Genomic DNA, 26,872 nt, shown 5'->3' on the forward strand with positions numbered 1-26,872 from the left:
CGGAAGGACACGGGCCGGTACCGGAGGGGGCTGACACCCGCCGTTCGGATCACACCGAGCCCGCTGGGACCGGCGGCACCGGTCCCTGTATCGGCGTGATCGCGACGGGCGTGATCCGGACGGCGGGCCCTGGCGCTGTTCGACGTGCGGCTCATTGTCTAGTTGTCACCCAGCCTCAGTTCGCTCACCGAGCCGCGTCGGCCGGTCCACCAGGCCTGAGCGGCCGGCACGCCGACGGCCAGCAGCAGCACGGTCAGCGCCGGAACCGCCAGCGAGAGCGGATCCGTGCGCAGCGCGGCCCCTTCGAGGCCGGACGGGGAGGCCAGGGCGATGGTGGCGAGGTCGATGCCGGGCGACAGCAGGTGGATGCCGGCCCAGCCGGTCAGCACGCCGCCCGCGGCGGCCAGGAACGCCTGCGGCAGCGCCATGAGGATCAGCAGCCGTCGGCCCTGGGAGCGGCTCATGCCCATCGTGCGCAACCGGGCGAGCAGCGCGCGGCGTTCGGGCGCGGTGCGCAGCACGGTCAGCAGGAGGGCGAGGACCGCGTACCCGGCGCCCGCGGCGACCGCGACGACGTACAGGCGTTCCGCGCCGGACTGCAGCGGTGAGTCGACGTGCCGCGCGCGTTCCTCCGCGCGCAGTCGGACGGATGCGCCCGTGCCGTCCGCCGCCGAGCGCAGCGCCCGCCCGTTCAGGGAGTCACCGGTCAACAGCAGGGTCGTCGCGTGCGCCGCCGCGCGGGGAAGCCCGGCACGGTCCACGATCAGGAAGTCGTCGCCGATCACGGCCGGGGTGTGTTGCCGGACGAGGACGACCTGGACGGTGACGGAGGCGCCGTCCGGGAGCAGGACGACGTAGGGGCCGGTGCCGTACTCCTCGGCCACCCGGGGGGAGGCCAGCGCGGGCAGCGGCCGATCGGCGCCGTCCCCCGCACCGGCGTCCTCGCCCTCGCCCCGGCCCTTCGCGTCGGCCTCGTTCCCGCCCTCGCTCTCGCCCCCGCCTCGGAGGCTCGCCGCGTCGAACGACCCCAGTCCCGTGTCGTGCGACAGGCGCGCGTAGGCGGCGGGGTCCACGCCGGCCAGCGGGACGGGCTGGCCGCTCTGCTCCGGCTTCGCCTCATGCGTGACGCTCGCCGCCGTCACGTCCCGTACGCCGGGCAGCCCGCGCACGCGGTCGGGCAGGGCGTTCGGAAGTCGGCCGGTGGTGGTCTCGACGCGGCCGTCGGCGCCGACGTCGAGGAGCGCGGCCTGGTCGCGGGCCGCCGTGACCCCCGCCAGGACGGAGCCGCCGAACGCGGCCGTGGTCAGGGCGCTGAGCAGGGCGAGCAGCGGCAGCACGGCGAAGCCGGGGGCGCGGGCCACCTGGGCCAGCGACAGCGGGATCACCAGGCCGCGCAGGCGTGCGGCGGCCTTGCTGAGCGCGCGCAGCGGCAGGGGGTGCAAGCGGGCCAGCAGCAGAGCCGCGACCACACCGGTGAGCAGGGGCGCGGCGGCCACCAGGCCGGTGCTGCCGGATCCCTGGCGGCGCAGGGCGGCGACGGCGCCCGCCGCGATCACCAGCACCGTCGCTTCCGCGACCGTGCGTCGCCGCGACGGCCGGGTCGCCGTGAGGTCCTCCCGGCCGTCGTGCATCCGCACCGTGCGGTGCGCGGCCACGGCCCGCAGGGGCAGCGCGAGGCAGGCGAGCAGGGTGACGGCGAGGGCGGCGGTGACGGCGGGCGCGGTGCGGGCGTCGGGCAGGAGGAGCAGTGCGGCGGTCAGTCCGAGGGCGCCGGCCGGCACCGCCACCGCCGCCGTCTCGGCCAGCAGCCGGGCGGCGAGGCCGGGCAGGGAGGCGCCACGGGCCCGGAGCAGGGCCAGTTCGGCGCGTCGGCGATCGGCCGCGACTCCACCGGCCATGGCCAGGACGATGACGGCGAGGCTGCCGGTCCCGACGGCGGCGAGGACGAGCAGCGGCTCGATCCCGGAGCGCAGTCGGGCGTGGTCGGCGAGGACCTCGTCGAGATTCGTCTGGGCCTCCAGCTCGTCGTCGACGGCCGCGCGCAGGCGCTGCACTCCCGGGCCCGACTCGAGGGCGGCGACGGCGGACGCCAGCCGGTCGAGATCGTGGCCGCGCAGGGTGGCGACGTCGGGGGCCACGTTCCAGTACCGGTCCGGGCGGCCGGGTGTGCCCAGGAGAGCCGGGCCCGCGTCGGGGGCGAGGAGCAGGCCGCCGAGCCAGTAGACCTCGGAGAGCTGGCTGCCGGGCAGACGGCTCAGTGCGGGGGTGCGCAGCACCGGCAGTGCCGACCAGTAGGCGCCGTCGGGGCTGCGGGGGACGACGATCCCGGTGATCCGGACGGCGAGCGGGCCGCGTCCCGAGCCCGGTACGCGGATCACGGAGCCGACCTTGATGTTCAGGGTGCGGGCGGTGTCCGCGGTGACGGCGGCCTCGACGCTCTCGGTCGCCGCGGTCACCGGTTCGCCCGTGGTGCGGGGCAGCCGGCCTGCGGAGAGGCGGGAGTGGGAGGCGAGGTCCTGCTGGGCGGCGAGCAGCACTTGGGCGGGCAGGCCGGCGGGCTGGGCAAGCCAGGGTTCGGACGTCTCCAGGGGGACGGTCGTGCGTACGCCGTACGACGACTGCGGGCGGTCGGGAGCGAGCGGCGCCTCCGCCGCGGCCAGCACCTCGGCCCGGGCCTTGGCCAGCGGACCGGCGCGCAGGAGGGACTCCATCTGCTTGAGCGAGGCCATCCAGGGCGGCGCTGCCTGGATCTGCACACTCGTCCGGTCGGGGCGGGCCTGCTCGATGGCCCGGCGCAGCCCCGCGTCCCCGTACCGGTCGACGGCACGCGGGTACGCGGCGGCGAGCGCGGCCGTCACGGCCACCAGCAGCGCGAGGGCCACGGAGGTACCGGCGAAGGCCCTCAGCCGGGTGCCCAACCCGGCCCCCGCGTGCGGCGGCGCCGCCCCCGTCCCCTTGCCCTGAGGGGGCACCGGTCGCGCGCTCACTGCGTCACCTCGTCCCTGAGAGTCGTCGTCACGGGTTTCGCCCGCCGGAGCGCGAGGGCCACGGTCACGAGGGTGGGGCCCGCCGCGAGTGCCGCCAGCAGGGCGGCGAGCCGCAGGAGCGGGAGTTCGACGAGCACCGGTGGGAGCGGCCGGGTGGCCTGCCCGGTCAGGACGACGAGCGGCACCAGCGCGTACGTCAGCACGGCGCCCAGGGCCGTGCCGACCAGCAGCGCCAGGGCCACCAGCACGCCGTGTTCCGCGGCGACCAGCCGGGCGAGCCGGCGGCGCCGTGTCCCGAGGGCACGCAGCACGGCGAACTCGCCGTCCCTGGCGCGGATCGCGCCCGCCGCGCTCACCGCGAAGCCGAGCGAGGCGAAGAGGACCGTCACGGCGGCCGCCGCGACCAGCGCGGCTTCCGGGGCCGCCCCGAACGGGTCGTCGCTCAGCTCCGCCGCCGTCTCGTCGCGCACCATTACCTGCTCCGGGTCGACGTCGGGCAGGGCCCGTACGGCGGCCGCCGTGGCACCGGGGGCGCTCGTGCGCAGCCACCACTCGGTGGGCTTCAGGCTGGTTCCGTGGCGGGCCTGCAGTACCTGGTTGACTGCGCGGAGATCGACCATCAGAGCCCCGCCGTCCTGCGCGGTGGTCTCCGTCGTGGGCAGGGCGCTCGCGGTGCGGACGACGCGTACGGGCACGGAGTGGCCGTCGAAGTTGACCTGCAGGCGCTGGCCCTCGCGGGTACCGGAGGCGGTGAGGTACCGGTCGGTGGCGACCGCGACGATCTCGGGCTCAGCGGGCTGGGTGACCTTCAGCCGGACCTCCAGCGGCGAGGCGGGCGGTGACATGTCCGGCGGCTGGTACCCGGTGCTGTACGTCATGGTGACGGGCGCCGTGGAGGTGATCTGAGGGTGCGAAGCGAGGGCGTCGTCGTCGGGGACGGCGGGCGTGTCGGCCTCGATAGCGGTCGTCCACTTCGTGGGCAGGGTCAGCTGGTGTTCGTCGCCGCCGTCGGCCGCCGCCGTCAGCGTGTCGAGGACCAGGCGGTGTCGGTGCGGGCGGCTGAACGGCTGCGGTGTGGTCAGTTCGAGTCCGGTCAGCGTCAACGGGCCGCGGGCGCCGTTCAGTTCGGGGGTCAGCTCGTGGGGGCGGCCGTCGGCGGGGAGGCGGCCGGACGGTATCTCGTAGGAGGTGCCGTGGCGGTCCAGCACCGTGAGGGTGACGTCCGCGCCCTGCCCGCGCGGGGTGCTGTGGAGGATGGCGGTCAGCGTGAGCCGGGTCGTGCCCTCGGGGATCTCCACGCCGGCGGGCGGTGCTCCGCGCGGGGCGAGCCCGGCGAGCAGCGGGCCGTCCGACAGGTCTCGCCGCGCCCGCACCACCCCGGACGCCCGAGCCGTGTCCAGGGCGACGACGGTCGCGGTACGGCTGCCGGAGAGGGCCACCGTGCCACGGGCCGCGGGGGCGATCGCGTCGACGTGCGGGAGGTCCGTGTAGACGTCCGTACGGCCGAGACCGTCGCCGCCGGAGGCCAGGACGCGTACGTCGGCGCCCACGCGGAAGTCGGCCTGGTCGGCCTGGGAGCGGTGCCAGGACGCGCCCTGCCCGATCGCCATGACACCGAGCGCCACGGAGATGACCAGGAGCAGCACAGGGCCCGCCCCGCGCATGGGCCGGCGGCTGAACTGCCAGCCGACCATGGCCGCGGTCAGGCCGCGCCCGCGGGTCAGGAGTCGTTCACCGATCCGCGCCAGGAGGGGCAGCAACCGCAGTACCAGGACCGTTCCGGCGAGGAGCACCAGGGCGGGCGCCACGACCAGCAGTGGGTCGACGTCGAGGACGCCCTCGCGGTCCGCGGTGACGGCGCCGGAGTCCCGGCCGGAGAGCATCCAGAAGGCGACACCGGCCACGGCGACCAGTCCGAGGTCCGCGCCGGCGCGCAGCGGTGCGGGCAGGGCGGCGGCCCGTGCCGTGGCGAAGGACGCCCGCCACGCCGGGACGGCCACCGCGAGCGCGCAGAGCGCGGCCACGCTCGTGGAGACCACCCACACCTCGGGCCGGCCGGCGGGCGGCAGGTCGACGCGCACGCCGGTCCGGCCGAGCGCGCCCTGCGCGGCCAGCAGCCGCGTCAGGGGTCCCGACAGCAGTGGCGCCGCCACCACCGCCGGCACGGAGATCAGCACGGCCTCCAGCGCGGCGAGGCCCGCCAGGCGGGCCCGGGTGGCGCCGCGCGCTCGCAGTAACCGGGTCTCGGCCATGCGCTCGGAGCTGAGCAGTCCCGCGACCAGCAGTAGGGCGCAGGCCGCGAGCAGTCCGAGCTGGGCGGCGACGATGAGCATGCTGGAGCGTGTGACGAGCAGGGAGCGTTCGACGCGGTCCAGCACCTCGGGCAGGGCGGTGGCCGCCGTGGTGGCGCCGCTGAGCGCGGGCCGCTTGCGCAGCTCCGCGCTCCCCGAGCGGACGCCCTCGCGCAGCGCGCCGATCCTCTCCGTGGTCAGCGAGGAGTAGTCGGCCGACACCAGCCAGCCCGACGCGCCGACGCTCACCCGGCCGGACGTCGACACGCCGGCGGCGGTGAGGAGGGGGCCGTAGGTCGTGAAGCTCGACGCCTTCACGCCGCGGCCGCCGAGGTCGTCCAGCTGCCAGTACGGTGCCCCGACGTCGACCGGCCGGTACACGCCGGTGACGAGTACGCGCACGGCCGGGCCGTCCAGCTGGTCGGTGACGGTCAGCCGGTTGCCGGGCTCGACCCGGAGCTGTCGGGCGGCGCTCTGCGGGAGCGCGACCTCCAGGGGCCCCGAGGTCGTTCCCTTGCGGGGGAGCCGTCCGGCGACGGTCCGCACCTGGGTGTGGTCCAGGGCCGCGAAGTGGGTGAGGTCCGGGTTGCCGCCCCGTTCGGAGGCCGGCCGCAATGTGGGCGGCAGGGCGTAGGGGCCGGATCGCAGCAGGGTGCGCACCTTGACGGGCAGACCGGCGAAGATGGTGCGGGAGTCGGCCCGCACGGCGTCGTCGGCCGCCTGCCTCTCGTCGGCCGGCACGTTGGCCTTGACCACCAGGGCGGCCTCGGCGGCGGTGCGCTCCTCGGCGAGTGACCGGCGCAGCGCCGCGTCGCCGATGGCGCTCGAGTAGGCGGTGAGCGCGGCCAGGACGGCCGTCGTCAACAACACCGTCAGCAGTACGGCGCCGAGCAGCGCGCGATGCGCCCACGCCCGCAGCGCGATGAACCGCAACACGCCTGCCGGCACGGCTCGTTCCCCCACCAAAACCCCCGTTTCCAACCGCACGGACCGGGCCGCTTCGCGGCGTCGGTGGCATGCGGGTGACAAGAGGGCATTCTACGACTGACTTTGGTCGCCTCGTGATCGGTTTCGATCCACCCACCTTCTCCAACTTGCCTGTCTCAGACGGTGCTTGGCACGCGCTTACTTCGCCGGTTTCCTCTCGGATCGCGCGGGAGGGGGACGAGCGGCCGGCTCGCCCCCGACTCAACCGGATGGGGTACCCACTTATCCTGCACGGGTGACCGGTGCACCTCTGCGCAAGGACGCAGCACGAGGTGGGGGTGGCCACCGTCTACCGGCACTTCCCGACCCCGGAAGCGTTGATGGAGACCGTGGCCGCTCCGGGCCTGGAGGCACTGATCGACCGCGCGGAACGGGCGCTGGACGAGGAGGACCCCCGGCAGGCCCTGGCCGGCTTCCTCGACGTGACCCTGGAGGCGCAACTGACCGACGCCTCGCTCACCATCGTGCGCGCGGCGCCGGCTCGGGTCCTGCCCCGCACCGAGGAACTGACGACCGGGCTGGACGCGCTCGCCGGCCGGCTGCTGGACCGCGCACACGGCGGGCGCCGTACGCGGCGTGGTCGCCTGGGACGACCTGCTGCCCCTCATGTGCGGCATCGCCTTCGCCGCCCAGGTCCACAGCGAGGACCGGCAGACCCGCCTGGAGCCCGGCCGCCGCTATCTGGAGGTGATGCTGCGGGGGCTGCACGACTGAGCCGCCGCCGGGGCGGGCGGGGCATGCGCCGCGGCGCTGCCCGCCGTCCGCCTCGCGCTCGTCGGCGCCCCGGCGGCCACCCCCTCGCGGTCCGCGACGGATCCGGTCGAAGCGCCGGGGAGCGTGAGCGGATCTAGGGTGGAGACACGGGCCGGCAGAACCGGCCCTGGCGGGCGCGGCTGTCCGGACGGAGGCGTGACGCGTGGAGATGGCCGGCAAGCAGGACGCCCCCACTGCCGCCGTGGTGGTCGACGCGGACGGCGTGGTGAGCGGCTGGAGCGAGGGAGCCACACTGCTGCTGGGCTGGACGGCGGCGGACACCGTCGGGCGCCCCGTGGCCGAGCTGCTGGCCGGTCCCGTACCTCCGGGCTTCCCGCAGGACCATGGCGTCGGCCCCGATCCCACGGGGTTCGTCCCCCTCCGCCACCGGGACGGTTCCACGGTGGACGCCGTGGTGGCGGTCCACCCCCTGCACGGCACCGACAGCCAGGCGCTGGGCCACGTCCTGACCGTGCAACGCTGGGGGCGCCGCCCGGTGATCGCCGACCGGGCCTTCGAGCAGTGCCCCTTCGCGCTGGGCGTCTACGACCCTGAGCTGCGGTTCCTGTGGATCAATGCCTCCTCCGGCCGGGTGATCGCGCACACCGAGGAGCAGGTGCTCGGCAAGAAGTACCGCGAGGTGCTTCCGGAGTTCGACCGCTCGCTGTTTCCCGAACGGGACGACAAGCCCTACACCGACGCGCTCGCCGACGTGGCGAGGACGGGCAAGGCCACGCGTCTCATCACCGTCTTCCGCCCGCGCGGCAGTGACTACGCCAATGCCTGGGCCACCAGCATCTGGCCCGTCCGGGACGCCGAGGGCACGGTCCGCGCGGTCGCCAACTGGGGATTCGACATGAGCGCCGAGTACTGGGCCCGGCAGCGCCTGCTCATCCTCAACGAGGCCAGCGGCGGCATCGGCCGGACACTCGACGTGATCGGCACCGCCGAGGAGCTGGCCAGGACCCCCGTACCGGGATTCGTCGACCTCGTCACCGTGGACCTCTTCGACGAGGTGCTGCGCGGGGAGGAGCCGCCCTCGCTGCCCGCGTTCAGCCCCCGCGAGGCCCTCACGCTCAGCCGCGCCGCACAGCACAGCGCGAGGGACGACGGCTCCGCCCTCCCCGAGCCCCCCAAGCCGGTCAGCCACGCCGCCGGTTCCGTGGCCGCCCGCTGCATGGCCACCGGCAGGTCCACGGTCGAGCTGACCGCGCAGTCCGGGCAGGGCGGCGAATGGGCGTTCGGTCCGGGGCTCGCCGCCGACCCGGCCCACTGGCCGCCGGGCAACCCGGTGATCGACGAGTCGCTCGCCGAGGACGGACTGACCGGCCGGATCACCGTGCCGCTGCGGGCGCGCGGCGCACTGCTCGGTGTCGTCGTGTTCTCCCGCCGGGACCGGCCCGAGGCCTTCACCGCCGACGATCTGATCCTCGCCGAGGAGCTGACCGCGAAGGCGGCCGTCGCCATCGACAACGCCCGCCGGTACTCACGCGAGCGCACGACCGCGCTGACCCTGCAGCGCAGTCTGCTGCCGCAGCGGCTGCCGAGCCAGGAGGCGGTCGAGGTGGCCTCCCGCTATCTGCCCGCCGGGACCGGCTCGGAGGTGGGCGGTGACTGGTTCGACGTCATTCCGCTGTCCGGCGCCCGTGTCGCCCTGGTCGTCGGCGATGTCGTCGGGCACGGCCTGCACGCGTCGGCCAGCATGGGCCGGCTGCGCACGGCGGTACGCACCCTCGCCGACGTGGACCTGCCGCCGGACGAGCTGCTCACCCATCTGGACGATCTGGTCCTGCACCTCGCCACCGACCACCAGCCCGGCGGGCACTTCCAGCCGACCGGCGAGTCCGGGGCCACCTGCCTGTACGCCGTCTACGACCCGGTCTCGCGCCGTTTCACGGTGGCGAGCGCCGGCCATCCGCTACCGCTGGTCGTCTTCCCGGACGGCACCAGCACGCCCGTGCCCGCGCAGCCGGGGCCGCCGCTCGGCATCGGCGGGCTGCCCTTCGAGGCGACCGAGGTGGAACTCCCCGAGGGCAGTCTGCTCGCCCTGTACACCGACGGCCTGGTGGAGAGCCGCGAACGCGACGTCGACCAGCGGATCGCCGAACTGCTGCGGGTCCTGCGGCCCTCCGCGACCTCGCTGGAGACCCTCTGCGACACGGTGATGGACGCCATGCTCCTCCCAGAGCGCCGGACCGACGACGCGGCCCTGCTGCTCGCGCGCACGCACGCGCTGGATCCCCACCATGTCGCCGACTGGGACGTCGAGGCCGACTTCGCGCAGGTCCAGCAGGCCCGGCAGGCGGCCGTCGACCAGGTGGAGGCGTGGGGTCTGGCCGAGGCGGCGTTCGTCACCGAACTGGTCGTCAGCGAGCTGGTCACCAACGCCATCCGGTACGGCGAGCCGCCGATCCGGCTGCGGCTGATCCGAGACACCTCCCTGATCTGCGAGGTCTCCGACGGCAGCAACACCGCCCCGCATCTGCGCCGGGCGCGCGCCTTCGACGAGGGCGGCCGGGGTCTGCTGCTCGTCGCCCAGCTCACCCAGGGCTGGGGCACCCGGCACACCAGCGACGGCAAGACGATCTGGTGCGCGCAGGCCCTTCCGCTCAGTAGCCCTGTGTGATGGTCTTCTCGCGCATCATCCTCTCCAGTTCCTTGTCCGACAGCGGGTGCAGGGTGTCCAGGAGACGGCGCAGGCCGGGCTCGTCGAGGAACTGGCTGGAGACCTCGACCTCCGCGCCGCGGTGCCGACGGACCAGGCTGATGTCGCGGACCCCACCGGGGAGTTCGCGGATCACGCGCATCTCGCCGCGCGCGTCCACGGCGCAGGTCATGCCGTCGATGAGGCGTTGGGCGCAGGTCGCCGACGGCGTGAGCGGCGAGCGGACCGTCAGCCCCACGTACCCGCTGACGTCCGGATCGGCGGGGCGGTACTCGACACCGAAGGCGGCGGACTCGACCACGGCGCGGGACAGCCGCATCCCGGCGGGCGCGTCGCCCAGGTACAGCAGCTCCCGATGCTCCCGGTACCGCGCGACCTCGGCGGCGTGCCGGCGCCGCTCCGCCTGCGCGGGACCGACGAAGCCGCCGTAGACCACACCGAGCACCAGCACGGCCATCGCCCCCAGCCGCAGTCGCCGGTCCGGCACGAGGAACGCGGCGGCCACGGCGTACGGCACCCCCGTCAGCGCGATCCGTGTGCCGGCGCTCCCCAGGTCGACGTCCCCACCGTAGGCGGCCACCCCCGCCAGGACGCCGAGCGTGCCGAGCACGAACACCAGGGCCGCCCAGCCGAGGCGTCCCCGAGCGGAGTCGCACATCGGCACGACCGTGCGCGCCGGCAGGCCCGCCGTGGCCAGCAGCAACACCGTCAGCGGCACCCCGAACACGAGGGCCGTCGCGGCCGCCCCCATGCCCCCGCCCCATCCCGCCATCAGCAGCCCGACGCCGAGCGTCGGCACCACGGCCGCCATCGTCGCCCAGACCAGGAGGAGGTGCAGTACCGTCAGCGTCCCTCTGCCACTCGTCATGCCCGGCAGCCTGCCAGCGGACGGCCGGGGGAACATGAGTTCTCCTACTCAGATGTGTCCGTGAGGATCCAGGTGAGGATCTATACGACGTCGACGAGGACGCCCGGTGAGAACGTGGCGGAGAACAGGTCGGTGCCCCGGTACCTCAGCCACCACGAACCGTCCCGTGTGACCGGTTGGGACGTGCCGGTGATCCCGGAGGCACCGGTGGTGAGCGACCGTACGGGCTCCACCGTCCGGCAGGGACTGGCGCAGAACTCGAGGGCGACGGGCTGGCCGGAACGGCCGGTGTAGGCGTCGGTCTCCCAGTCGGCCACGGTGAGCCGGCCGAGCATTCCGACATCACGCCCCGCGGCCACGGGGTTGGGGGAGGCGACGAAGGTCAGTCCGGACCTGCGCTGCACCTTGAGCGCGTCGGGGAACCACCGGGTGGTGATGCTGCTGTCGGGATCCTCGTCGACGGTGTTGCTCGCCACCAGGGCCCACACGCGCCAGCTGCCCGCCCAGTCGTTGGTCACCTGCGCGCTGCCGGTGTCGATGCGGAACCACTCGGTGCACACCGCGGTGGTCGCGCCGGTGGGCGAGCATCCCGGCGCGGGCTCCGAGAGGCCGTCCAGCAGCTGCCCGCCCGGACCGAACAGGTTGATCTCGACGCCATGGCGGTGGATGCCGACGTCGGCCCTCGCGGTGACCGTGGCCTGGAAGATCACCGACTGACCGGGGCCGAGCACGAGGGGCCGACCGCCGTTGACGGAGACACCGAGGATCTCGGGCGGTGTCGGGTCGTGGTCATCGGCCCGTGCCGACGGCACCATCGCGCACACCATCAACAGGGCGCCGCACAGGGCGGCGAGCGTCGCCCGCCGGGCGGGCACCGCCGCGACCTCGGCCTTGGCCATGGCTCTGGCCTCGGCTGTGGCTCTGACTCCGGCCTCGACCGTGGCGATGACGCCGGCCCTGGCTCTGGATACGGCTCTGGTTCTGGCTCTGGTTCTGCCTCTGGATGTGGCTCTGATGCGCATGGTGCCTCCCCCGTGACTCGTCGTCAGTGGGCAGAGGGTAGGGAGCGCCCACGTCACCCGGCACCGCCCGCGCCCGCTCCGGTACACGGTCATGACATTCGTGACAGCCACGGCGATACGCACCCCGGTCGGGCGTTGCGGAACGCGTTACAGAACAAGGACAACTCGGTGCAACCGTGTACCACCCGTCCGCGTCTCCGACCGTGCCCAGCGGAAGGGCCGGGCCATGGCGCGACGGAGAGTGACGAGTGAACCGATCCAGGGGTTGTGCGAGACGGGTGTCCCAGATGGCCGCCGCGGGGCTGATCGCGGGGCTGGTGGTGGCCTGCGGGCCGAAGGACCTGGCTCCGGGAGAGTCGGGCGGGAGCGGGAAGCCGGGCAAGGCGTCGAAGTCCGCGACTCCCACGCCGGCGAAGACGCCCGGCGGCCCGAAGAAGACACCCGGTACCCCCACCAAGACCCCGTCCTCGAAGCCGAGCGGTACGGCAGCCGGAGGCGCCAAGGCCCTGACCTGCGCGCAGTTGCAGAACGCGTCCCTGGACGGCGGAGGGCTGGAGGGGTACGGCATCGCGGGGGCCTCCCTCAGCGCGGGCCGCTGGGAGGGCCCGGACGGTGTGGTGATCGAGCTGCAACCGCAGTGCGCCATCGGTGACATCACCGGGGACAGCGCGGCCGACGCCGTGGGCGCGCTGAAGATCTCGACCGGTGGAACGGGCAAGTTCTACACGCTGGTCACCTGGCGCAACGACGGCGGCACCCCCGTCCCCGCGGCCGCCGCCGAGCTGGGCGACCGCACCCCCGTGGTCTCCATCGACTTCCCGTCCGCCGGGCCGCCGCGCCAGGTGACCGTCGTCTACCGGACGCGCGGCGACGACGATCCGGCGGCCGTCGTCACCCTCACCCGCACCGCGGTGTACGAGGTCAGCGGCGCCTCCATGGTGGAACTGCACCACAGCGACGCCCCGTACACGCCGTAGCGCCAGGAGGAGTCGCGGTTCAGGAGGCGGGCCGGGGGTCGATCCACAGCGACTCGGACGTGGCGCACAGTTCGCCCTCGGGTGTGGTGAGCGCGACGCCCATCGTGTGCTTGCGGCCGGACTCCGAGAGCAGCCAGGCGTGCAGGAGGTACGGCTCGCCCGCGGCGACCGGCCGCAGGACCGTACCCGTGAGGGAGGCGGTGACCGCGCCGGGGCGCTGGGTGCCGAGGAAGCGGCCCGCCCAGTGTCCCGGGCAGTCCAGGGCGCCCCAGACCAGACGGGTGGGGAGCAGGCCGTCCGGGTCGGCGAAGACCGGCGACGGGGTCCAGGCGGTGGCCACGACGTCCTGGCCCGGCACCGGCCCGCAGTAGACGCGCAGGCCGCGGTCGGCGGTGCGCAGGCCGCAGCCGAAGCAGTCGACCACACCCGGGGGCGGTGTCGCGCGAAATCTCTCCGCCGCGGCGGCCGCCTCGTCCCAGGAGGGCGCGGCCGGCACATCGAGCGGCAGTTCGGCGGGGCGGGCGGAGGCGAGGGGCCGTTCGGCCTCGCCCAACTCGACGCCCCCGTCCGCCGTTTCGGCGATCCGTACGGGCACGCCGACCGGCACCGGCCCGCGGAAGTCCACCCGTACCGTCTTCGCCTCGGACCACTCCGCCAGGGTGCCGGCGACATAGCCCCCGAAGGCCACTCCGGGGTAGCCGACGTACAGCTCCGGCACCACGATCGTGTCACTCGTCGTCATGATCCCCACTTCACCACATCCCGGCGACCGCGCCCGGCCGACCGGCTGGACACGATGTCGCCCGGCGGGGGCCCGTCGGGCCCGGCCGGGACCCCGGCGGGTCAGGCGCGGCGGTCGGCTCCGCCCGGTGTGAGGGCCGGCTGGAACTCCGCCTGCTGGAGTTCCGCGAGCAACTCGCTCTGCCCGGCGAGTAATTCGGTCAGGATGCGGCGCGCGGCGCGCAGCAGGTCGGCCACGTCGCCTCCGGCGAGCGCGTAGCTGACCGTGGAGCCCTCCCGGATGGAGACGACGATCCCCGAACGGCGCAGGACACCCAGTTGCTGGGACAGGCTGGACGGTTCGATCTCGATCTCACTGAGCAGGTCGCGCACGGCGAGCGGGCCGCTCTGCAGCAGTTCCAGAACCCGGATGCGCACCGGGTGTCCGAGCATGCGGAAGAACTCGGCCTTGGCCTGGTAGAGGGGGACCTGCATGAGAATCGCTCGCTCCCTGCCGTGTTCGACGGGCTTTCTCTGGGTTTTCGCTGGGCTTTCTCTCGGCGGCCCAGATGCCACCGCGGACGGCTCGACGGGGGCCGGCGCCGTGTGCCGCGCCAATCCTCGCTGATCCGGCCCCGCACACCCATGGCTTTGACCTCATATGGATATTCCCAGTTGAAGAAGTCTTCAAGTCATGGGCATGCGAGAGCGCGCATCACGGCATTGCTATACGTGGAGATCCGCTCCGACGCGCTTGAGTTGGTGGCGGGCCATGGCGAGGTTCGATTTTCCCCTGTCGAGCACGAGATAGAGGAACAGGCCGTTGCCGCTGCGGCCCTTGAGCGGCTGGATGATGTGGTACTGGCTGCCGAGAGTGATCAGCACGTCCTCGATCTCGCCCGTGAGCCCCAGATGCTCCATGGTGCGGGTCTTGGCGCGGATCACATCCGTGTTGCCCGCCGCCGCGACGGTCAGGTCGAGGTCCTTCCCACCCCCGAGCGTGCCGAGCGCCATCCCGCTCGTGTAGTCGACCAGCGCGGTCCCTAAGGCGCCTTCGATGGACGTCATGATCTCCTTCAGCGAGATCTCCACATTGCTCATCCCGGAATCTCCTCCACGTCACTGTGCGGTCGGGGCATCGCCCTCTCCGCCGGTGCAAGGACCCTATGAAGTGCCCGCGACGGACAGCGCTGTTGTTCGGTTGTCGTTCGGTACTGAACGCATGAGCCGTGAATTGCCGGATGCCGTATCTCTTTTGACCGGTCGTGCGCGCGGAAGTCCGGTGCCCCTCTCGGTCTCGGGATCCGGGGATTTCTCACGGGAAACGGCGCACGTCCCTGAGGCGTGGGTGCGCCCGGCGGCGCCGCCCGGGACGGCCGCCGGGCCCGCCGGAGACGAGTGACGGGCGTCCGTGTCGACACAGGTCGCGGTAGGTCCGACGAGGAGCGGGCGTCCGAAAGTGGGCACTGGGCCGCCCCCTGTGCGCACGCCCGGAGAGGGGCGCACGCCCCCCAGGAAAGGGAATTGTCCATATGAGATGAGCTTTGCGAACGCTCTTGCCCGAGGCTCACGGTCTGCAGCTTGCTAGGTGCTGCGCCCACTTCCTGACCGGGGTTCCGGATGAGCCCCGGGGCGGACCGTCGGCATGCCGGGCAGTCCCGGAGCCGTCGGTCCCGGAGGTGGTCGGGAATCACCATCCGAAGCAAGGAGTAGTCATGAAGAAGGCTTACGAGGCACCGACGCTCGTCCGACTCGGCACGTTCCGGAAGGAGACGGGGCTCCTGGGGCGCTCCGGCAACGACCGGCTGATCCTGAGCAAGAACTGACGATCGACGGTCCTTGACCCGACGTCATGACTGAGCTGCACGAAAGTGCGGGGACGGGCCCCGGCGACGCGCACTTCGCGGTCTTCACCGACCGTGCGGACGCGGCCGCCGTGGCCCGCTCCTTCGCCCACCCCGGAAGCCGGACCCTCACGCACGCCTCAGGCCGGCCCTGGCTGGTCGGCCGATGGCACGACGGCGAGGTCGTCACGGCGAGCGCCGGCACCACCGCCCTCGCCGTGGTCGGCTGCTGTCCCGTCGACGCCGACGAACTGCGGCGCCGCGCCGCCGCGTTACGTGACCTCGCGGAGCTGGACGCGCTGGCCCGGTCCCTGCCCGGCAGTTTCCATCTCGTCGCCGCCCTCGACGGACGGATCAGGGTCCAGGGCACAGCGTCCGGGCTCCGGCTCGCCTTCCACGCCGAGATCGACGGCGTACGCGTGGCCGCCACCCGTGCCGACACGCTCGCCGACGCCCTGCACCTCGACCCGGACGTCGAGGAGTTGGCCGTACGGCTGCTCTGGCCCGCCCCGTATCCGCTGTTCGAGACGTCCCTGTGGCGTGCGGTGACCGCCGTCCCTCCGGAGGACGCCGTGGTCGTCGCCGCGGACGGGCGCACCGTGCGGCACACCCGCTGGTGGTCGCCGCCGGAGCCGGTCCGGCCGCTCGCCCACGCGGCGCCACTGATCCGCGAGGCGCTGCGGGAGGCCGTCGACGCCCGTACCCGGCAGGGCGGCACGGTCAGCTGCGACCTGTCCGGCGGCCTGGACTCGACGTCCGTCTGCTTCCTCGCCGACCGTTCCCCCGCCCGCTTGGTGGCCAGTACCTGGCCGGGACGCGATCCGGCGGACACCGACCTGTACTGGGCCGAGCAGGCGATGGGGCACCTCCCGGACGTCGAGCACGTGGTGTGGGACGCCGACGCGTCACCGCTGGTCTACGAGGACCTCCTCGACATCGACGACCTGCTCGACGAACCGACCATCGGTGTCATGGACCGCTCGCGGGTCCTGCACCATCTGCCCGGCCTCGCCGCGCGCGGCAGTCGGCTGCATCTGACCGGCATCGGCGGCGACCACGTGGCCTGGTGCTCCGAGGCGTACTACCACCGGATGCTGCGCACCCGCCCGCTGTTCGCCGTACGGCAGCTGCGCGGATTCCGGGCGCTGTGGCAGTGGCCGCTCGGCGGCACGGCCCGCGCGCTCGCCGACTCCCGGCCGTACCGGGACTGGCTTCGCGACGCCGCCGGGCGACTGCGTGATCCGTTGCCCTCGTCCGTGGCGACGGGGCTCGGCTGGGGCATGGCCCCCCGTCTCTTCGACTGGGTGACCCCCGAGGCCGAACGGATGGCGCGCCGGGCACTGCTCCGGACGGCGGCGACGGCCGCACCGCTGCACCCGGACCGCGGCATGCACAGCGACCTGGAGCAGATCCGGTCGTGCGCCCGTGTCATCCGGCAGTGGGACCGGATGGCGGCCCGCGCCGGTCTGCCGATGGCGTCCCCGTTCCTCGACGACCGCGTCATCGAGGCGTGCCTCGCGGTCCGCCCGAGCGAGCGGGTCACGCCCTGGCGGTACAAGCCCGTCCTGGGCGCCGCGATGCGCGGCATCGTGCCCGAGGGCTGCCTGCGGCGCACCACCAAGGCCACCGCCTCCATGGACGCCTCCAACGGGCTTCGCGAACACCGCGCCGACCTGCTCACCCTGTGGGAGGAGTCGCGGCTCGCGGAGCTGGGCCTGGTGGACGGGGCCGCGCTCCGCCGTCTCGCCCGGCGGCCCGCCTCCCCTGGGCTGTCCGACGCCATCCTCTACTCCACCATCGCGGCCGAGGTGTGGCTGCGCGGACTCTCCCGCGGCCGCGCCCACGCCCCCCGCTCCTGACCCTCCCCCACGTCAGAAAGGTCCTCATATGCCCCTGCGGTTCGGCGCCGACGTCTCCACGGCCGAGACCGACTACGGCACGGTACTGCTGGACGAACGGGCCGGCACCTACTGGGAGTTGAACCCGACCGCCACCCTGGTGGTACGGACGCTGCTGGACGGCGGTGAGGAGGCGGACGCGGTCGCCGCCCTGGTCCGGGAGTTCGACATCGACGAGACGCACGCCCTGCGCGACGTCGAGGCGCTCGTACGGCAGCTGCGCGGCTCGGGGCTGGCCTCATGACGACGCCCAGCGCGCTGGAACGGCCCACCGGTGTGCCCGTGGTGCGACGGCTGGCCGCCCGCCTCGTCCTGCTCCCCGCCGTCGCCCTCGCCCTGCTGCCGCCCCGGCACATCCGCTCCGTCCTCGGCGTCCTGCGGCGCGGTGCCGCACCGGCCACCGCCCGGCAGGCCCTGAACGCGCGCGACGCCATGTGCGCCGCCAGCCTGTACTGCGCCGGACCCAAGGGGTGCCTGCCCCGCTCCCTGGGGGCGGCACTGCTGTGCCGGCTCGGCGGGACCTGGCCGACCTGGTGCACCGGTGTACGGGTCGTGCCTCCGTTCACCGCCCACGCCTGGATCGAGGCGGAGGGCCGTCCCGTCGGCGAGGGGGTGCCCGAGGGGTACTTCGCCCGGCTGGTGGCCGTCGCGCCCTCGCCTCGTCCGACGGACCGATGACAGGCGCGACGGTCACGGACGGCGGCCGGGCCCCGGCCGCAGAGGGGGGCAGGTCCACGCGGGCGGCGGTGGCCACGATGTACCGGCTCACCGCCGGGCACCGCAACGCCGTCGCCGTCGCCACCGTCCTGACGCTCGTGGGCTCCGCCCTGGGCCTGGCCCAGCCGCTCGTCGCCAAGCAGGTCGTGGACGCGAGCGGACGCGGGCAGATCATCTGGCCGCTGCTGGCGCTCCTCGCCGCGCTGTTCGCCACCGAGGCGGCGACGGGAGCGGTGGGGCGCTTTCTGCTGGAACGGATGGGCGAAGGCGTCGTACGGCAGCTCCGGCACGGACTCGTGGGGCGGCTGCTGCGGCTGGAGATGAGGGAGTACGACCGGCATCGGCGCGGCGACCTCATCTCCCGCGTCACCTCCGACACGACGCTGCTCCGCGAGGTCGTGTCGCAGGCCCTCGTCGACCTGGTCACGGGAAGCCTCGTCGCCGCGGGCGCGATCGTCCTCATGGCATGGCTCGACCCGCTGCTGCTCCTCCTGGTCGCCGTCACCGTCACCGCGGCGGCCCTGGTCGTGGCCTCGCTCCTCACCGGTATCCGGCGCGCGTCCGAGCACATGCAGGAGTCGGTCGGCGCCGTCGCCGCCGACCTCGAACGCGCCCTCGGCGCCCTGCCGATGGTCCGCGCGCACTGCGCCGAGGAGCGCGAGGCGGCGGGCATCGGCGCCCGCGTCGAGGCGGCCTACGGGGCCGGGGTGCGCACCGCGAAGCTCGCGTCGGTCATGAGCCCCGCCGTCGAACTCGCCGTCAAGGGCTCCTTCCTCATCGTCCTGGTCGTCGGCGGTCTGCGCGTCAACGGCCACGCCGGGTCCCTCGGCGACCTCGTGGCGTTCCTGCTGTACGCCTCCTACCTCGCTCTGCCGCTGTCGTCCGTCTTCCACGCGGCGGGCCTCATCCAGCGCGGCATGGGCGCGTACCAGCGCATCGACCAGGCGCTACGGCTGCCCGTGGAGCCCACCGGACCGGGGACGCGGGACGCCACCGCTCCCGCCGGACGGCGGATGGCCGAGGTCCCTTTCCCGGCGGCCCCGGCCACCTCACGGCCCGCGGTTCCGGCGCCCGAGCCGGCCCTCGCCCTGCGCGACGTCCACTTCGGCTACGCGCCCGACCGGCCGGTGCTGCGCGGTGTCTCGTTCGCCGTCGCGCCCCGGCAGCACGTCGCCCTGGTGGGGCGGTCAGGAGCCGGCAAGAGCACGGTGTTCTCCCTGGTGGCGAGGTTCTACGAGCCGGACACTGGCCAGGTGCTGTTCGACGGGGTACCCGCCTCCCGGCTCAGCCGTGACGCCTGCCGCCGCCGCATCGCCGTCGTCGACCAGAACGCCCACGTCGTCCACGGCACCCTGCGCGACAACATCGCCTACGCCGTGCCCGACGCGACGGCGGCGGAGATCCGGCGGGTCGTCGAACTGGCCCGGCTGGAGGAGGTCGTCGACCGGCTGCCCGGCGGTCTGGCCGCCGTCGTCGGCGAACGCGGCAGCACCCTCTCCGGGGGCGAACGCCAGCGCGTCGCCATCGCCCGCGCGCTGCTCGCCCGCCCCGCACTGCTCCTGCTGGACGAGCCCACGTCCCATCTGGACGCGATCAACGAATCGGCGCTCACCACCGTCATGAAGGACGTCGCCCAGGAGTGCGCCCTGCTGGTCATCGCGCACCGCCTGTCCACCGTGCAGCACGCCGACCACATCGTCCTCCTGCACGAGGGCCGTACGGCCGACGGCGGACGCCACGAGGAGCTGCTGGCCGGCAGTCCCCTCTACCGCGAGCTGGCCGCGAGCCAGATGCTCCGGCCGGGCACGGCCCCCGAGGGCGTCGACCGCAGGCGGACCCCACGCTGAAGCCGCCGGGAGGCCGCCGGGGAGCCGCGGGGGCGTGCGCCTGGTGATCCGCCCCGGTGGCCGATGCGCGGTCACCGGCGGCAACCGGCGGGGTACGGCGGGGCGTCCCCGACCGGTAGGGCACGGCATGGCGTCCCCCTCGTGGGCACCCGTCCCTCGCCCCCTCCCCCTCTCGCGGCACCCGGTCCGCTCGTCCGGCGCACTCCTTAACGCGGTCTTGACGCCGCCCGACCCCCTTTGCCATGGCCTTGGAATCACTCCCTGCTTACGCTGATGCGGCGGTCTTCCGATGGCCGGAACTGTTCGTATCACCGCACGTCTGGAGTTCCTTCATGGCTGCCACGGAGGCCACCCGTTCCACCCGCCTGCGCGCGTGGATGCTGGAGGGCCTGTCCGACATGGGCAAGGGCGGCGACCACACCGCACCGCACCCAGAGCCTGAGCCGGGGCCCGGATCCGGGTCCACGCACCGGGGTCAGCCCTGGTGGCGGGTGATGTGCCTGACCGGCGTCGACTACTTCTCCACGCTCGGCTACCAGCCCGGCATCGCGGCGCTGGCGGCCGGACTGCTCTCCCCCGTGGCGACCGTCGTCCTGGTGATCGTCACCCTGGCCGGGGCGCTCCCCGTGTACCGGCGGGTGGCCGAAGAGAGCCCCCACGGCGAGGGCTCCATCTCCATGCTGGAACGTCTGCTGACCTTCTGGAAGGGCAAGCTGTTCGTCCTGACCCTGCTGGGGTTCGCGGCGACCGACTTCCTCATCACGATCACGCTGTCGGCGGCGGACGCCTCGACACACCTGGTCGAGAACCCCCACCTGGCCGACGCCCTGCACGACAAGCAGGTCCTGATCACGCTCGTGCTCATCGCCCTGCTCGGCGCGGTGTTCCTCAAGGGCTTCCTGGAGGCCATCGGCGTCGCGGTGGCACTGGTGGCGGTCTATCTGGTGCTGAACGCCGTGGTCGTGGTGACCGGTCTGTGGCACGTCGTGACCGAGGGCCATGTCGTCACGGACTGGTCGACCGCCCTCACCGCCGAACACGGCAACGTCTTCGTCATGATCGGTGTGGCGCTGATCGTCTTCCCGAAGCTCGCGCTCGGCCTCTCCGGCTTCGAGACCGGCGTGGCGGTCATGCCGCATGTGCAGGGCGACCCGGGCGACACGGAGGCGAACCCGAAGGGACGGATCCGGGACACCAAGCGGCTGCTGACGGCCGCCGCCGTGATCATGAGCGTCTTCCTGATCTGCACGAGCTTCATCACCACCCTCCTCATCCCGGAGAAGGAGTTCGAGCCGGGCGGCAGCGCCAACGGGCGGGCGCTGGCCTATCTCGCGCACGACTATCTGGGCAACATCTTCGGCACGGTCTACGACATCTCCACCATCGCCATCCTGTGGTTCGCGGGCGCCTCCGCCATGGCGGGCCTGCTCAACCTGATGCCGCGCTACCTCCCCCGCTACGGCATGGCCCCGCACTGGGCCCGTGCCGTCCGTCCCATGGTGATCGTCTTCACCCTGGTCGGCTTCCTGGTCACCTGGATCTTCGACGCGGACGTGGACGCGCAGGGCGGCGCGTACGCGACCGGCGTCCTGGTCCTCATCTCCTCCGCGGCGATCGCGGTGACCATCGCGGCCCGCAAGGCGGGCCAGCGCAACTGGACGATCGCCTTCGCGATCATCTCGGTCGTCTTCCTCTACACCACCGTGTTGAACGTCGTCGAACGCCCCGACGGTGTGAAGATCGGCGCCTGCTTCATCGCGGGCATCGTCCTCATCTCCCTCCTGTCCCGGCTGGCCCGTGCCTTCGAACTGCGCGTGACGAGCGTGGAGCTGGACGACGTGGCGGAACGCTTCGTACGGGACATCGCCCACCGCAGGATCCGCTTCGTCGCCAACGAGCCCGACAGCCGGGACAGCACCGAGTACCGGGAGAAGATCGAGCAGATCCGTCACGACAACGACGTCCCCCTGGCCGAGGACGTCGTCTTCGTGGAGGTCACGGTGGCGGACCCCTCGGAGTTCGAGGCGGGCCTCACCGTCCGGGGCGAGGTGCTGCACGACCGTTACCGGGTGCTGACGCTGGAGTCCTCCTCGGTCCCGAACGCCCTGGCCGCGCTGCTCCTGCACGTCCGTGACACGACCGGGGGCATCCCCCACATCTACTTCGAGTGGACGGAGGGCACCCCCTTCGCCAACCTCCTCCGGTTCTTCCTCTTCGGCCAGGGCGAGGTCGCCCCGGTCACGCGCGAGGTCCTCCGCGAGGCGGAACCGGACCGGGCCCGGCGCCCCCGCGTCCACGTGGGCTGACACCGGTCCACGCGCAGGGGGCGGCCGCGTCGGCGCGACCGCCCCTGATGTCAGGCTCAGGCGTCAGGCGCCGGTGAGCATGCCTTCGCGCAGGCGGGCCAGGAGGCGGGAGATGAGTCGGGAGACCTGCATCTGGGAGATGCCGAGGCGCTCGCCGATCTCGGCCTGGGTGAGTTCCTCCACGAACCGCCAGTGGATGATCTTGCGATGGCGTTCGTCGAGTTCCGCGATCATCGGGGCGAGGGCGTGGAAGTCCTCGATCAGACCGAACGCGGCGTCCTCGTCCCCGATGAAGTCGGCCAGCGCGGACTCACCGTCCTCGCTGCCGGTGATCGCCGCGTCCAGGGAGGCCGACTTGTAGCCGTTGGCGGCCAGCTGGGCCTCCACGACCTCGTCCTCCGGCAGGCTCATCAGCTCGGAGAGCTCCTTCGTCGTCGGGGTCCGGCCGAGGCGGCTCTGCAGCTCCTCGTTGGCGCGGGCGAGCTGCGCACGGGCCTCCTGGAGCCTGCGGGGCACATGCACGGCCCAGGAGGTGTCACGGAAGAACCGCTTGATCTCACCGACGATGTAGGGGACGGCGAAGGAGGTGAACTCGACCTCGCGGGACAGCTCGAACCGGTCGATCGCCTTGATGAGGCCGATCATGCCGACCTGGACGATGTCCTCCATCTCCTCCGGCCCACGGCTGCGGAAACGTCCGGCCGCGTAGCGGACGAGGGACATGTTCATCTCGATCAGCGTGTTCCTGGCGTACTGGTACTCGGGGGTGCCCTCCTCCAGTACCGCCAGCTGGTCGAAGAAGAGCTTCGACAGCTCTCGCGCGTCCTTCGGCGCGACCTTGGAAGGGTCCGCGATCTCCGGAACGCCCGCCGTCCGTCCAGTGGTCTGTACGGCCGTCGCCATCATCCGCCCCTCCCAGTCGATCCGCCTCGTACTCGCCGGCCTTTCGTCCGGCAAGCACGCGCATACCCCGGCCCCCGATGCGCATTCCTCCGACCTCGGGATTTTTTTCTCGGCCCGGTGCGGACGGGGAATGCGCGGGACGGTAGGCCGTCCAGTTCAGACGGTGAAGCGGTCCGGGTCCGCGGCCCGCCAGTCGGCCGCCCACGAGGCGGGCGGCTCGGCCAGCAGCTGGCCCGGCGCGAGCCACTCGTACAGCTCCGCGTAGGACCGGTCGGTGCAGGCGTCGACGCGTCGGCGGAGCATGTGCGGGCGCAGCTGACACGGGTCGGTGACGCCCATGGCCGCCATGATCTGCAGGGCGCCGGACACGGTGGCCTCCTGGTAGCGCCGGACGCGCGCCGTCTTGTCGGTCACGTCGAGGGCGTTGCCCGGTCGTCGGCGGCCATGCGCGCGGCCGGGCGGGAAGTGGCCGTCCCGGGCGAGGGCCGGCGGCGGTTGCCGTGCCAGTCGAGCACCAGGACGGTGGCGTCGTCCGCGAGGTTGCCCCGGCAGGCGTCGAGGACCGCGCCGGTCAGTCGGCGTACGACTTCTCTCGGGTGCAGGGCGCGGGTCTCGTGGAGGAGCGCGAACAGGTCGACGGACGCGGCGCCGCGGTCCTGCATGCCGTCGGTGAGCAGGATCAGCCGGTCCTTCGGGCGCAGGCGCAGCTCCTGGGCGCGGTAGGGGATGGGCGCGGCGACGCCGAACGGCAGGTTCACGGCGAGTGGGACCTCCTCGACGGTGCCGTCGCGCAGCCGCAGGGGCCAGGGGTGGCCTGCGTTGACCAGTTCGCAGACACCCGTGTCGAGGTCGACGCAGAGCAACTGGCCTGTGGCCAGGCCGCAGTTGTGGCGCAGCAGTGCCTGGTGGGCCTGTTCGGCCTGCTTGACGGCGTCGCAGCCGCCGCGACGCGCCCGCCGGAGCGCGCCGATCAGCAGGGTGGCCAGCAGGGCGGAGTCCGTGTCGTGGCCCATGGCGTCGGTGATGGACAGGTGCAGGGTGTCGCGGTCGAGGGTGTAGTCGTAGGTGTCGCCGCCGATGTCGTCGGCCGGGACCAGCCCGGCGGCGAGGGTGAACTGGTCGGCCTCGCAGCAGGGCGCCGAGGGGAGCAGCTGGTGCTGGATCTCGGCGGCGAGGCTGGTCTCGGTGGTGCGCCGGCCCAGGTGGTAGAGATCGGTGAAGCGGCGGTCCGTGACGATGATGTAGGCGAGCGCGTGGGCCGCGTCGCGGACCTGGCCCAGCGCGGTGTCGTCGGCGGACTGGAGGGTCACCTCCAGCAGGCCGATGCAGTCGCCGCGGTTGGTGACCGGCGTGACGACGCGGAGTCCGTCCTGCCCGTCCGGCTCCACGTGTTGGCGCTGGTCGCGGAGCACGCCGTCGTAGACGCTGCCGTGCAGGGCGATCGGCTCGGGGTGGTCCGTGATGTCACCGCCGGGCGCGGCGAGGCGTACCAGCCGCCGACCGATGAGGTCGGCGAACAGGAAGGAGACCCGCTCCGCTCCGAACCGCTTCTGCAGATCGCGAGCCACCACGTCGACGGACTCCCCGGGCGGGGCCGCCTCCGCGGCGGCCAGCAACTCGCCCAGTTCCAGATCTCCACGCTCCACGACAACCTCCTGTCGGTTGCCGCAACTTTTTCCCCGAGTTTCCGCGACCTCACCCGATGTGCGACACGGCACGCGGTCAGAGGACCCGACGCGACGCCGGATTCGCCCCGATTTTCACCTACGGAGCGTGACGGCCGGTGACGTCCGCGGCGGGGTCGTCGGGCAGGGCGATGCGGACGGTGATGCGCTTGCCGACCGGTTCGCGCCGCGCCTCGAAGCCGTGCGCGACGGCCATGACGATCTCCAGGCCGTGCTGCCCGACCCGGCCCGGGTCGGCGGCCCGGGCCACCGGGAGGACGGGATCGCTGTCCCACACGGCCACCTCGACCATCGCGCCGGAGACACGCAGCTCCATCAGCACCGGGCCGGGGGCGTATTTGCGCGCGTTGGTGACGAGTTCACTGACCACCAGCTGGGTCAGTTCCATAGCGCGGGCGGACACCGGCACGCCGTGCTCGACCTGGACACGGGTGAGGAAGTCGGCAGCGCTGTGCCGCGCCTGGGCGATGCAGGACCCGTCGCCGTCCAGGGCGACGGTGTCCTGGATCGGAGCGACATCGGGCATCACACCGCCCTCGCCGTCAGGAACTGATTCCGCCGGGTCCACTTTGATCCCCCGTTCACCTGCCTGCGCGTACCCCGCACCATGACTCACATGCTCCCTGAGATCGACCCAGGCATTGAACACCTGTTCGCCGTACCATCGTGGCAGGGTGCCGAAGTACATCCTGTCGGAACCCGAGCAGCCACCCGCCAGAGCAGTCGAGGACACGAGCGGTGACAGACACCCATGGAGCAGCCCGTCCCGGCCGGCTGTCGATCGGTCTCACCTCCGTCGACGGCGTCCGGGTGGTGACGCTGCGCGGCGAGATCGACCATACGGTCAGGGAGCGGTTCACCGAAGCCCTGCTGCCCGACGGGGACGCGGGCGCGCGGACCGTGGTCGACCTCAGCGAGGTGACGTTCATGGACTCCAGCGGCGTCAACGTCCTCGTCGCCGCCCACCACGAGATGAGCGACGCGCAGGGCTGGCTGCGCATCGCCGGCGCCCGGGATCCGGTGCGGCGACTCCTGCACCTGGTCGCCCTGGACCAGGTCATCGCCTGTCACCCCACCGTCGAGGAGGCCCTCGCGGCCTGAGCCGCGGGCCGGGGCAGCGGGCGGCTCAGGCGGCCGGGCGGCCGGCGAGCGCGCGTCGGGACGACGACGGTCTGCCCCACGGGGGTGTGCCCCTGGATGCCCAGGGGAAAGGCGCTCGCTACCGCGAGCCTCCCCCGGGCCCCCGTCCGTTCTCCGACCCCCGGCCGTCCTCGGGCTTCCAGCCCCAGGCGGTCAGCATGCCGGCCGAGAGGGCGGCGCATTCCTCGGAGCCCAGGTAGCGGACCGCCTCGTCGACGGCCGTGTCGTCGACGAGGCCTGTGGCGAGCATCGCGGCTCTGCTCCGCTCCCACGTGTCCGCCCAGAAACGGCTGATGGGGCTGCCCGGAAGCAGGGGCGGCACATGGATCTCGGCGGCCACGGACCCGAGCCGCGCCGCCCGCAGCAGGTGCGGGTACGACGGCACCCAGGAGACATCGGTCCCGATGGTGGCCCGCAGCCCCTGCCACATCGCCCGCATCACCCGGCTGTACGGGGTGTCGGGCGTCCGGCCGCCGGTCAGGTCGACCGCGTCGCTGAGGACCAGCACGCCGCCGGGTTCGACGAGGTCGGCCAACGCCGTGATCAGGCGGTCGCGCTCGGGCAGATGCATCAGCACGAAGCGCGCGTGGACGAGCCGGAACCGGCCGGACACGAAGTCGGGGGCGGTGATGTCGGCTTCTCGCACGTCGAGTCCCGGGACGGTACGGGCGCCGAGGAAACGGACGTCGCGGTCCACGGCGAGCACGCTCGTCACCCCGGCCTCCTCCAGGAGCCGCCGGGACACCGTGCCCGTGCCGGCGCCGACGTCCAGGCAGCGCCAGCCGGGGCCGACGCCGAGCGCCCGGAGCCGCGCCAGGGTGATGTCGTCGTAGGCCAGCGCGCCGAAATCGATGCGCTCGCCCTCGCCCGCCCGCCCCGGAGAGAAGACGGCCTCGCCGTAGCGGCCGGCGCCCGACGGGGGGTCGTCGATGGGTTCCATGGTGCCGGGCCCCTTCGCACGGGAGGTGAGGACGTGCGGCCGCACCGAGGCCGCCGGTGCACCGATCCTCCCCGGACGGCGACGTGCACGGCCGAGGCGCGCCCGCGCCTGAGCCGATCGGACCTGGACGGTACCGACCCGCACAGCGCGGAAATCGTTTGTCCGGCGTGCGGGCCGGCGTCTAGTGCTGTGACCGGAAAGCTTCGCCGAAAACCCCGCGGCGTCAGGTGCGGTGCCTCGCAAGCCGCAGCATGACCAGCGTACCGGATGTACCCGCGTCATCCGACAACGCCGCGAGGTGCCGTGTCGGGCGTCGCGCGCC

General features: G+C 73.2%; 21 protein-coding genes and 1 pseudogene. 10 read left to right on the forward strand and 12 right to left on the reverse strand.

Annotated features, from left to right (window positions below; genetic code table 11):
- Nucleotides 1-158: 158 nt before the first annotated feature.
- Complete coding sequence (locus AOK23_RS01990; RefSeq protein WP_107102703.1) at nt 159-2,987, reverse strand: ABC transporter permease; 2,829 nt, start codon at nt 2,985-2,987, stop codon at nt 159-161.
- Entirely contained in the window at nt 2,984-6,226 is a 3,243-nt protein-coding gene (locus AOK23_RS01995) for an FtsX-like permease family protein (protein WP_240496208.1), read from the reverse strand. The genes AOK23_RS01990 and AOK23_RS01995 overlap by 4 nt, the downstream gene beginning before the upstream one ends.
- A 615-nt stretch (nt 6,227-6,841) precedes the next feature.
- On the opposite strand from AOK23_RS01995, the gene AOK23_RS49270 reads away from it, so the two are divergent.
- Both AOK23_RS49270 and AOK23_RS02005 read left to right on the forward strand, forming a co-directional pair.
- Nucleotides 6,842-6,979, forward strand: a complete 138-nt coding sequence (locus tag AOK23_RS49270) for a hypothetical protein (protein WP_240496209.1) — start codon at nt 6,842-6,844, stop codon at nt 6,977-6,979.
- Nucleotides 6,980-7,187: 208 nt separating this feature from the next.
- On the forward strand, nt 7,188-9,644 hold the full coding sequence (locus AOK23_RS02005) for a SpoIIE family protein phosphatase (RefSeq protein ID WP_055711030.1): 2,457 nt from the start codon (nt 7,188-7,190) through the stop codon (nt 9,642-9,644).
- Here the strand turns inward: AOK23_RS02005 and AOK23_RS02010 are convergent.
- Nucleotides 9,628-10,551, reverse strand: a complete 924-nt coding sequence (locus AOK23_RS02010; RefSeq protein ID WP_055711031.1) for a hypothetical protein — start codon at nt 10,549-10,551, stop codon at nt 9,628-9,630. The two genes, AOK23_RS02005 and AOK23_RS02010, sit on opposite strands and share 17 nt — an antisense overlap.
- An 80-nt stretch (nt 10,552-10,631) precedes the next feature.
- A complete protein-coding gene (locus AOK23_RS02015) occupies nt 10,632-11,450 on the reverse strand; it encodes a hypothetical protein (RefSeq protein WP_055711015.1) in 819 nt (272 codons plus the stop codon).
- A 410-nt stretch (nt 11,451-11,860) separates the two neighbouring features.
- On the opposite strand from AOK23_RS02015, the gene AOK23_RS02020 reads away from it, so the two are divergent.
- Entirely contained in the window at nt 11,861-12,550 is a 690-nt protein-coding gene (locus AOK23_RS02020; RefSeq protein ID WP_240496210.1) for a hypothetical protein, read from the forward strand.
- A gap of 19 nt (nt 12,551-12,569) precedes the next feature.
- Here AOK23_RS02020 and AOK23_RS02025 read toward each other — a convergent pair whose 3' ends face one another.
- The 3 genes from AOK23_RS02025 to AOK23_RS02035 form a co-directional block, all read right to left on the reverse strand.
- The gene (locus tag AOK23_RS02025) at nt 12,570-13,292 is read right to left on the reverse strand and encodes a PaaI family thioesterase (RefSeq protein WP_055711017.1); all 723 of its coding nucleotides are present in this window, start codon (nt 13,290-13,292) and stop codon (nt 12,570-12,572) included.
- Between the two features lie 101 nt (nt 13,293-13,393).
- Nucleotides 13,394-13,765, reverse strand: coding sequence for an ArsR/SmtB family transcription factor (locus tag AOK23_RS02030; protein WP_055537720.1), 372 nt, complete (start codon nt 13,763-13,765; stop codon nt 13,394-13,396).
- A gap of 231 nt (nt 13,766-13,996) precedes the next feature.
- Nucleotides 13,997-14,371 (reverse strand): hypothetical protein, encoded by a 375-nt coding sequence (locus AOK23_RS02035; protein WP_055711018.1) that lies wholly within the window; start codon nt 14,369-14,371, stop codon nt 13,997-13,999.
- A gap of 614 nt (nt 14,372-14,985) precedes the next feature.
- Between AOK23_RS02035 and AOK23_RS46500 the strand changes: the two genes are divergently transcribed.
- The 6 genes from AOK23_RS46500 to AOK23_RS02060 all read left to right on the forward strand — a co-directional run bounded on the left by AOK23_RS46500 (nt 14,986) and on the right by AOK23_RS02060 (nt 21,882).
- Nucleotides 14,986-15,096, forward strand: coding sequence for a keywimysin-related RiPP (locus tag AOK23_RS46500; RefSeq protein WP_107102704.1), 111 nt, complete (start codon nt 14,986-14,988; stop codon nt 15,094-15,096).
- Between the two features lie 26 nt (nt 15,097-15,122).
- A complete protein-coding gene (locus AOK23_RS02040) occupies nt 15,123-16,973 on the forward strand; it encodes a lasso peptide isopeptide bond-forming cyclase (RefSeq protein WP_055711019.1) in 1,851 nt (616 codons plus the stop codon).
- Nucleotides 16,974-17,001: 28 nt separating this feature from the next.
- Entirely contained in the window at nt 17,002-17,256 is a 255-nt protein-coding gene (locus AOK23_RS02045; protein ID WP_055711020.1) for a lasso peptide biosynthesis PqqD family chaperone, read from the forward strand.
- Nucleotides 17,253-17,690, forward strand: a complete 438-nt coding sequence (locus tag AOK23_RS02050; RefSeq protein ID WP_055711021.1) for a lasso peptide biosynthesis B2 protein — start codon at nt 17,253-17,255, stop codon at nt 17,688-17,690. Before AOK23_RS02045 ends, AOK23_RS02050 begins: the two co-directional genes overlap by 4 nt.
- The gene (locus tag AOK23_RS02055) at nt 17,687-19,576 is read left to right on the forward strand and encodes an ABC transporter ATP-binding protein (RefSeq protein ID WP_055711022.1); all 1,890 of its coding nucleotides are present in this window, start codon (nt 17,687-17,689) and stop codon (nt 19,574-19,576) included. The genes AOK23_RS02050 and AOK23_RS02055 overlap by 4 nt, the downstream gene beginning before the upstream one ends.
- A 332-nt stretch (nt 19,577-19,908) precedes the next feature.
- Nucleotides 19,909-21,882 (forward strand): APC family permease, encoded by a 1,974-nt coding sequence (locus AOK23_RS02060; RefSeq protein ID WP_055711023.1) that lies wholly within the window; start codon nt 19,909-19,911, stop codon nt 21,880-21,882.
- A 63-nt stretch (nt 21,883-21,945) separates the two neighbouring features.
- Here the strand turns inward: AOK23_RS02060 and AOK23_RS02065 are convergent, their stop codons facing one another.
- From AOK23_RS02065 to AOK23_RS02080, 4 genes and pseudogenes are all read right to left on the reverse strand, one after another.
- Entirely contained in the window at nt 21,946-22,788 is an 843-nt protein-coding gene (locus AOK23_RS02065; protein WP_055711024.1) for an RNA polymerase sigma factor SigF, read from the reverse strand.
- 153 nt (nt 22,789-22,941) lie between these two features.
- Nucleotides 22,942-23,214: pseudogene (locus AOK23_RS02070) on the reverse strand (FMN-binding glutamate synthase family protein); the annotation flags it as partial.
- Nucleotides 23,196-24,431 (reverse strand): PP2C family protein-serine/threonine phosphatase, encoded by a 1,236-nt coding sequence (locus AOK23_RS02075; RefSeq protein ID WP_055711026.1) that lies wholly within the window; start codon nt 24,429-24,431, stop codon nt 23,196-23,198. The pseudogene AOK23_RS02070 and the gene AOK23_RS02075, both read right to left, overlap by 19 nt.
- A 118-nt stretch (nt 24,432-24,549) precedes the next feature.
- On the reverse strand, nt 24,550-24,996 hold the full coding sequence (locus AOK23_RS02080) for an ATP-binding protein (RefSeq protein ID WP_055711027.1): 447 nt from the start codon (nt 24,994-24,996) through the stop codon (nt 24,550-24,552).
- 212 nt (nt 24,997-25,208) lie between these two features.
- On the opposite strand from AOK23_RS02080, the gene AOK23_RS02085 reads away from it, so the two are divergent.
- Nucleotides 25,209-25,571: an STAS domain-containing protein gene (locus tag AOK23_RS02085; protein WP_055711028.1), complete on the forward strand. Its 363-nt coding sequence runs from the start codon at nt 25,209-25,211 to the stop codon at nt 25,569-25,571.
- Between the two features lie 118 nt (nt 25,572-25,689).
- Here the strand turns inward: AOK23_RS02085 and AOK23_RS02090 are convergent, their stop codons facing one another.
- Nucleotides 25,690-26,550 (reverse strand): class I SAM-dependent methyltransferase, encoded by an 861-nt coding sequence (locus AOK23_RS02090; RefSeq protein WP_055711032.1) that lies wholly within the window; start codon nt 26,548-26,550, stop codon nt 25,690-25,692.
- Between the last annotated feature and the right edge of the window lie 322 nt (nt 26,551-26,872).

Origin of the sequence: Streptomyces torulosus (genome assembly GCF_001419765.1) — a bacterium.
Classification (GTDB): domain Bacteria; phylum Actinomycetota; class Actinomycetes; order Streptomycetales; family Streptomycetaceae; genus Streptomyces; species Streptomyces torulosus.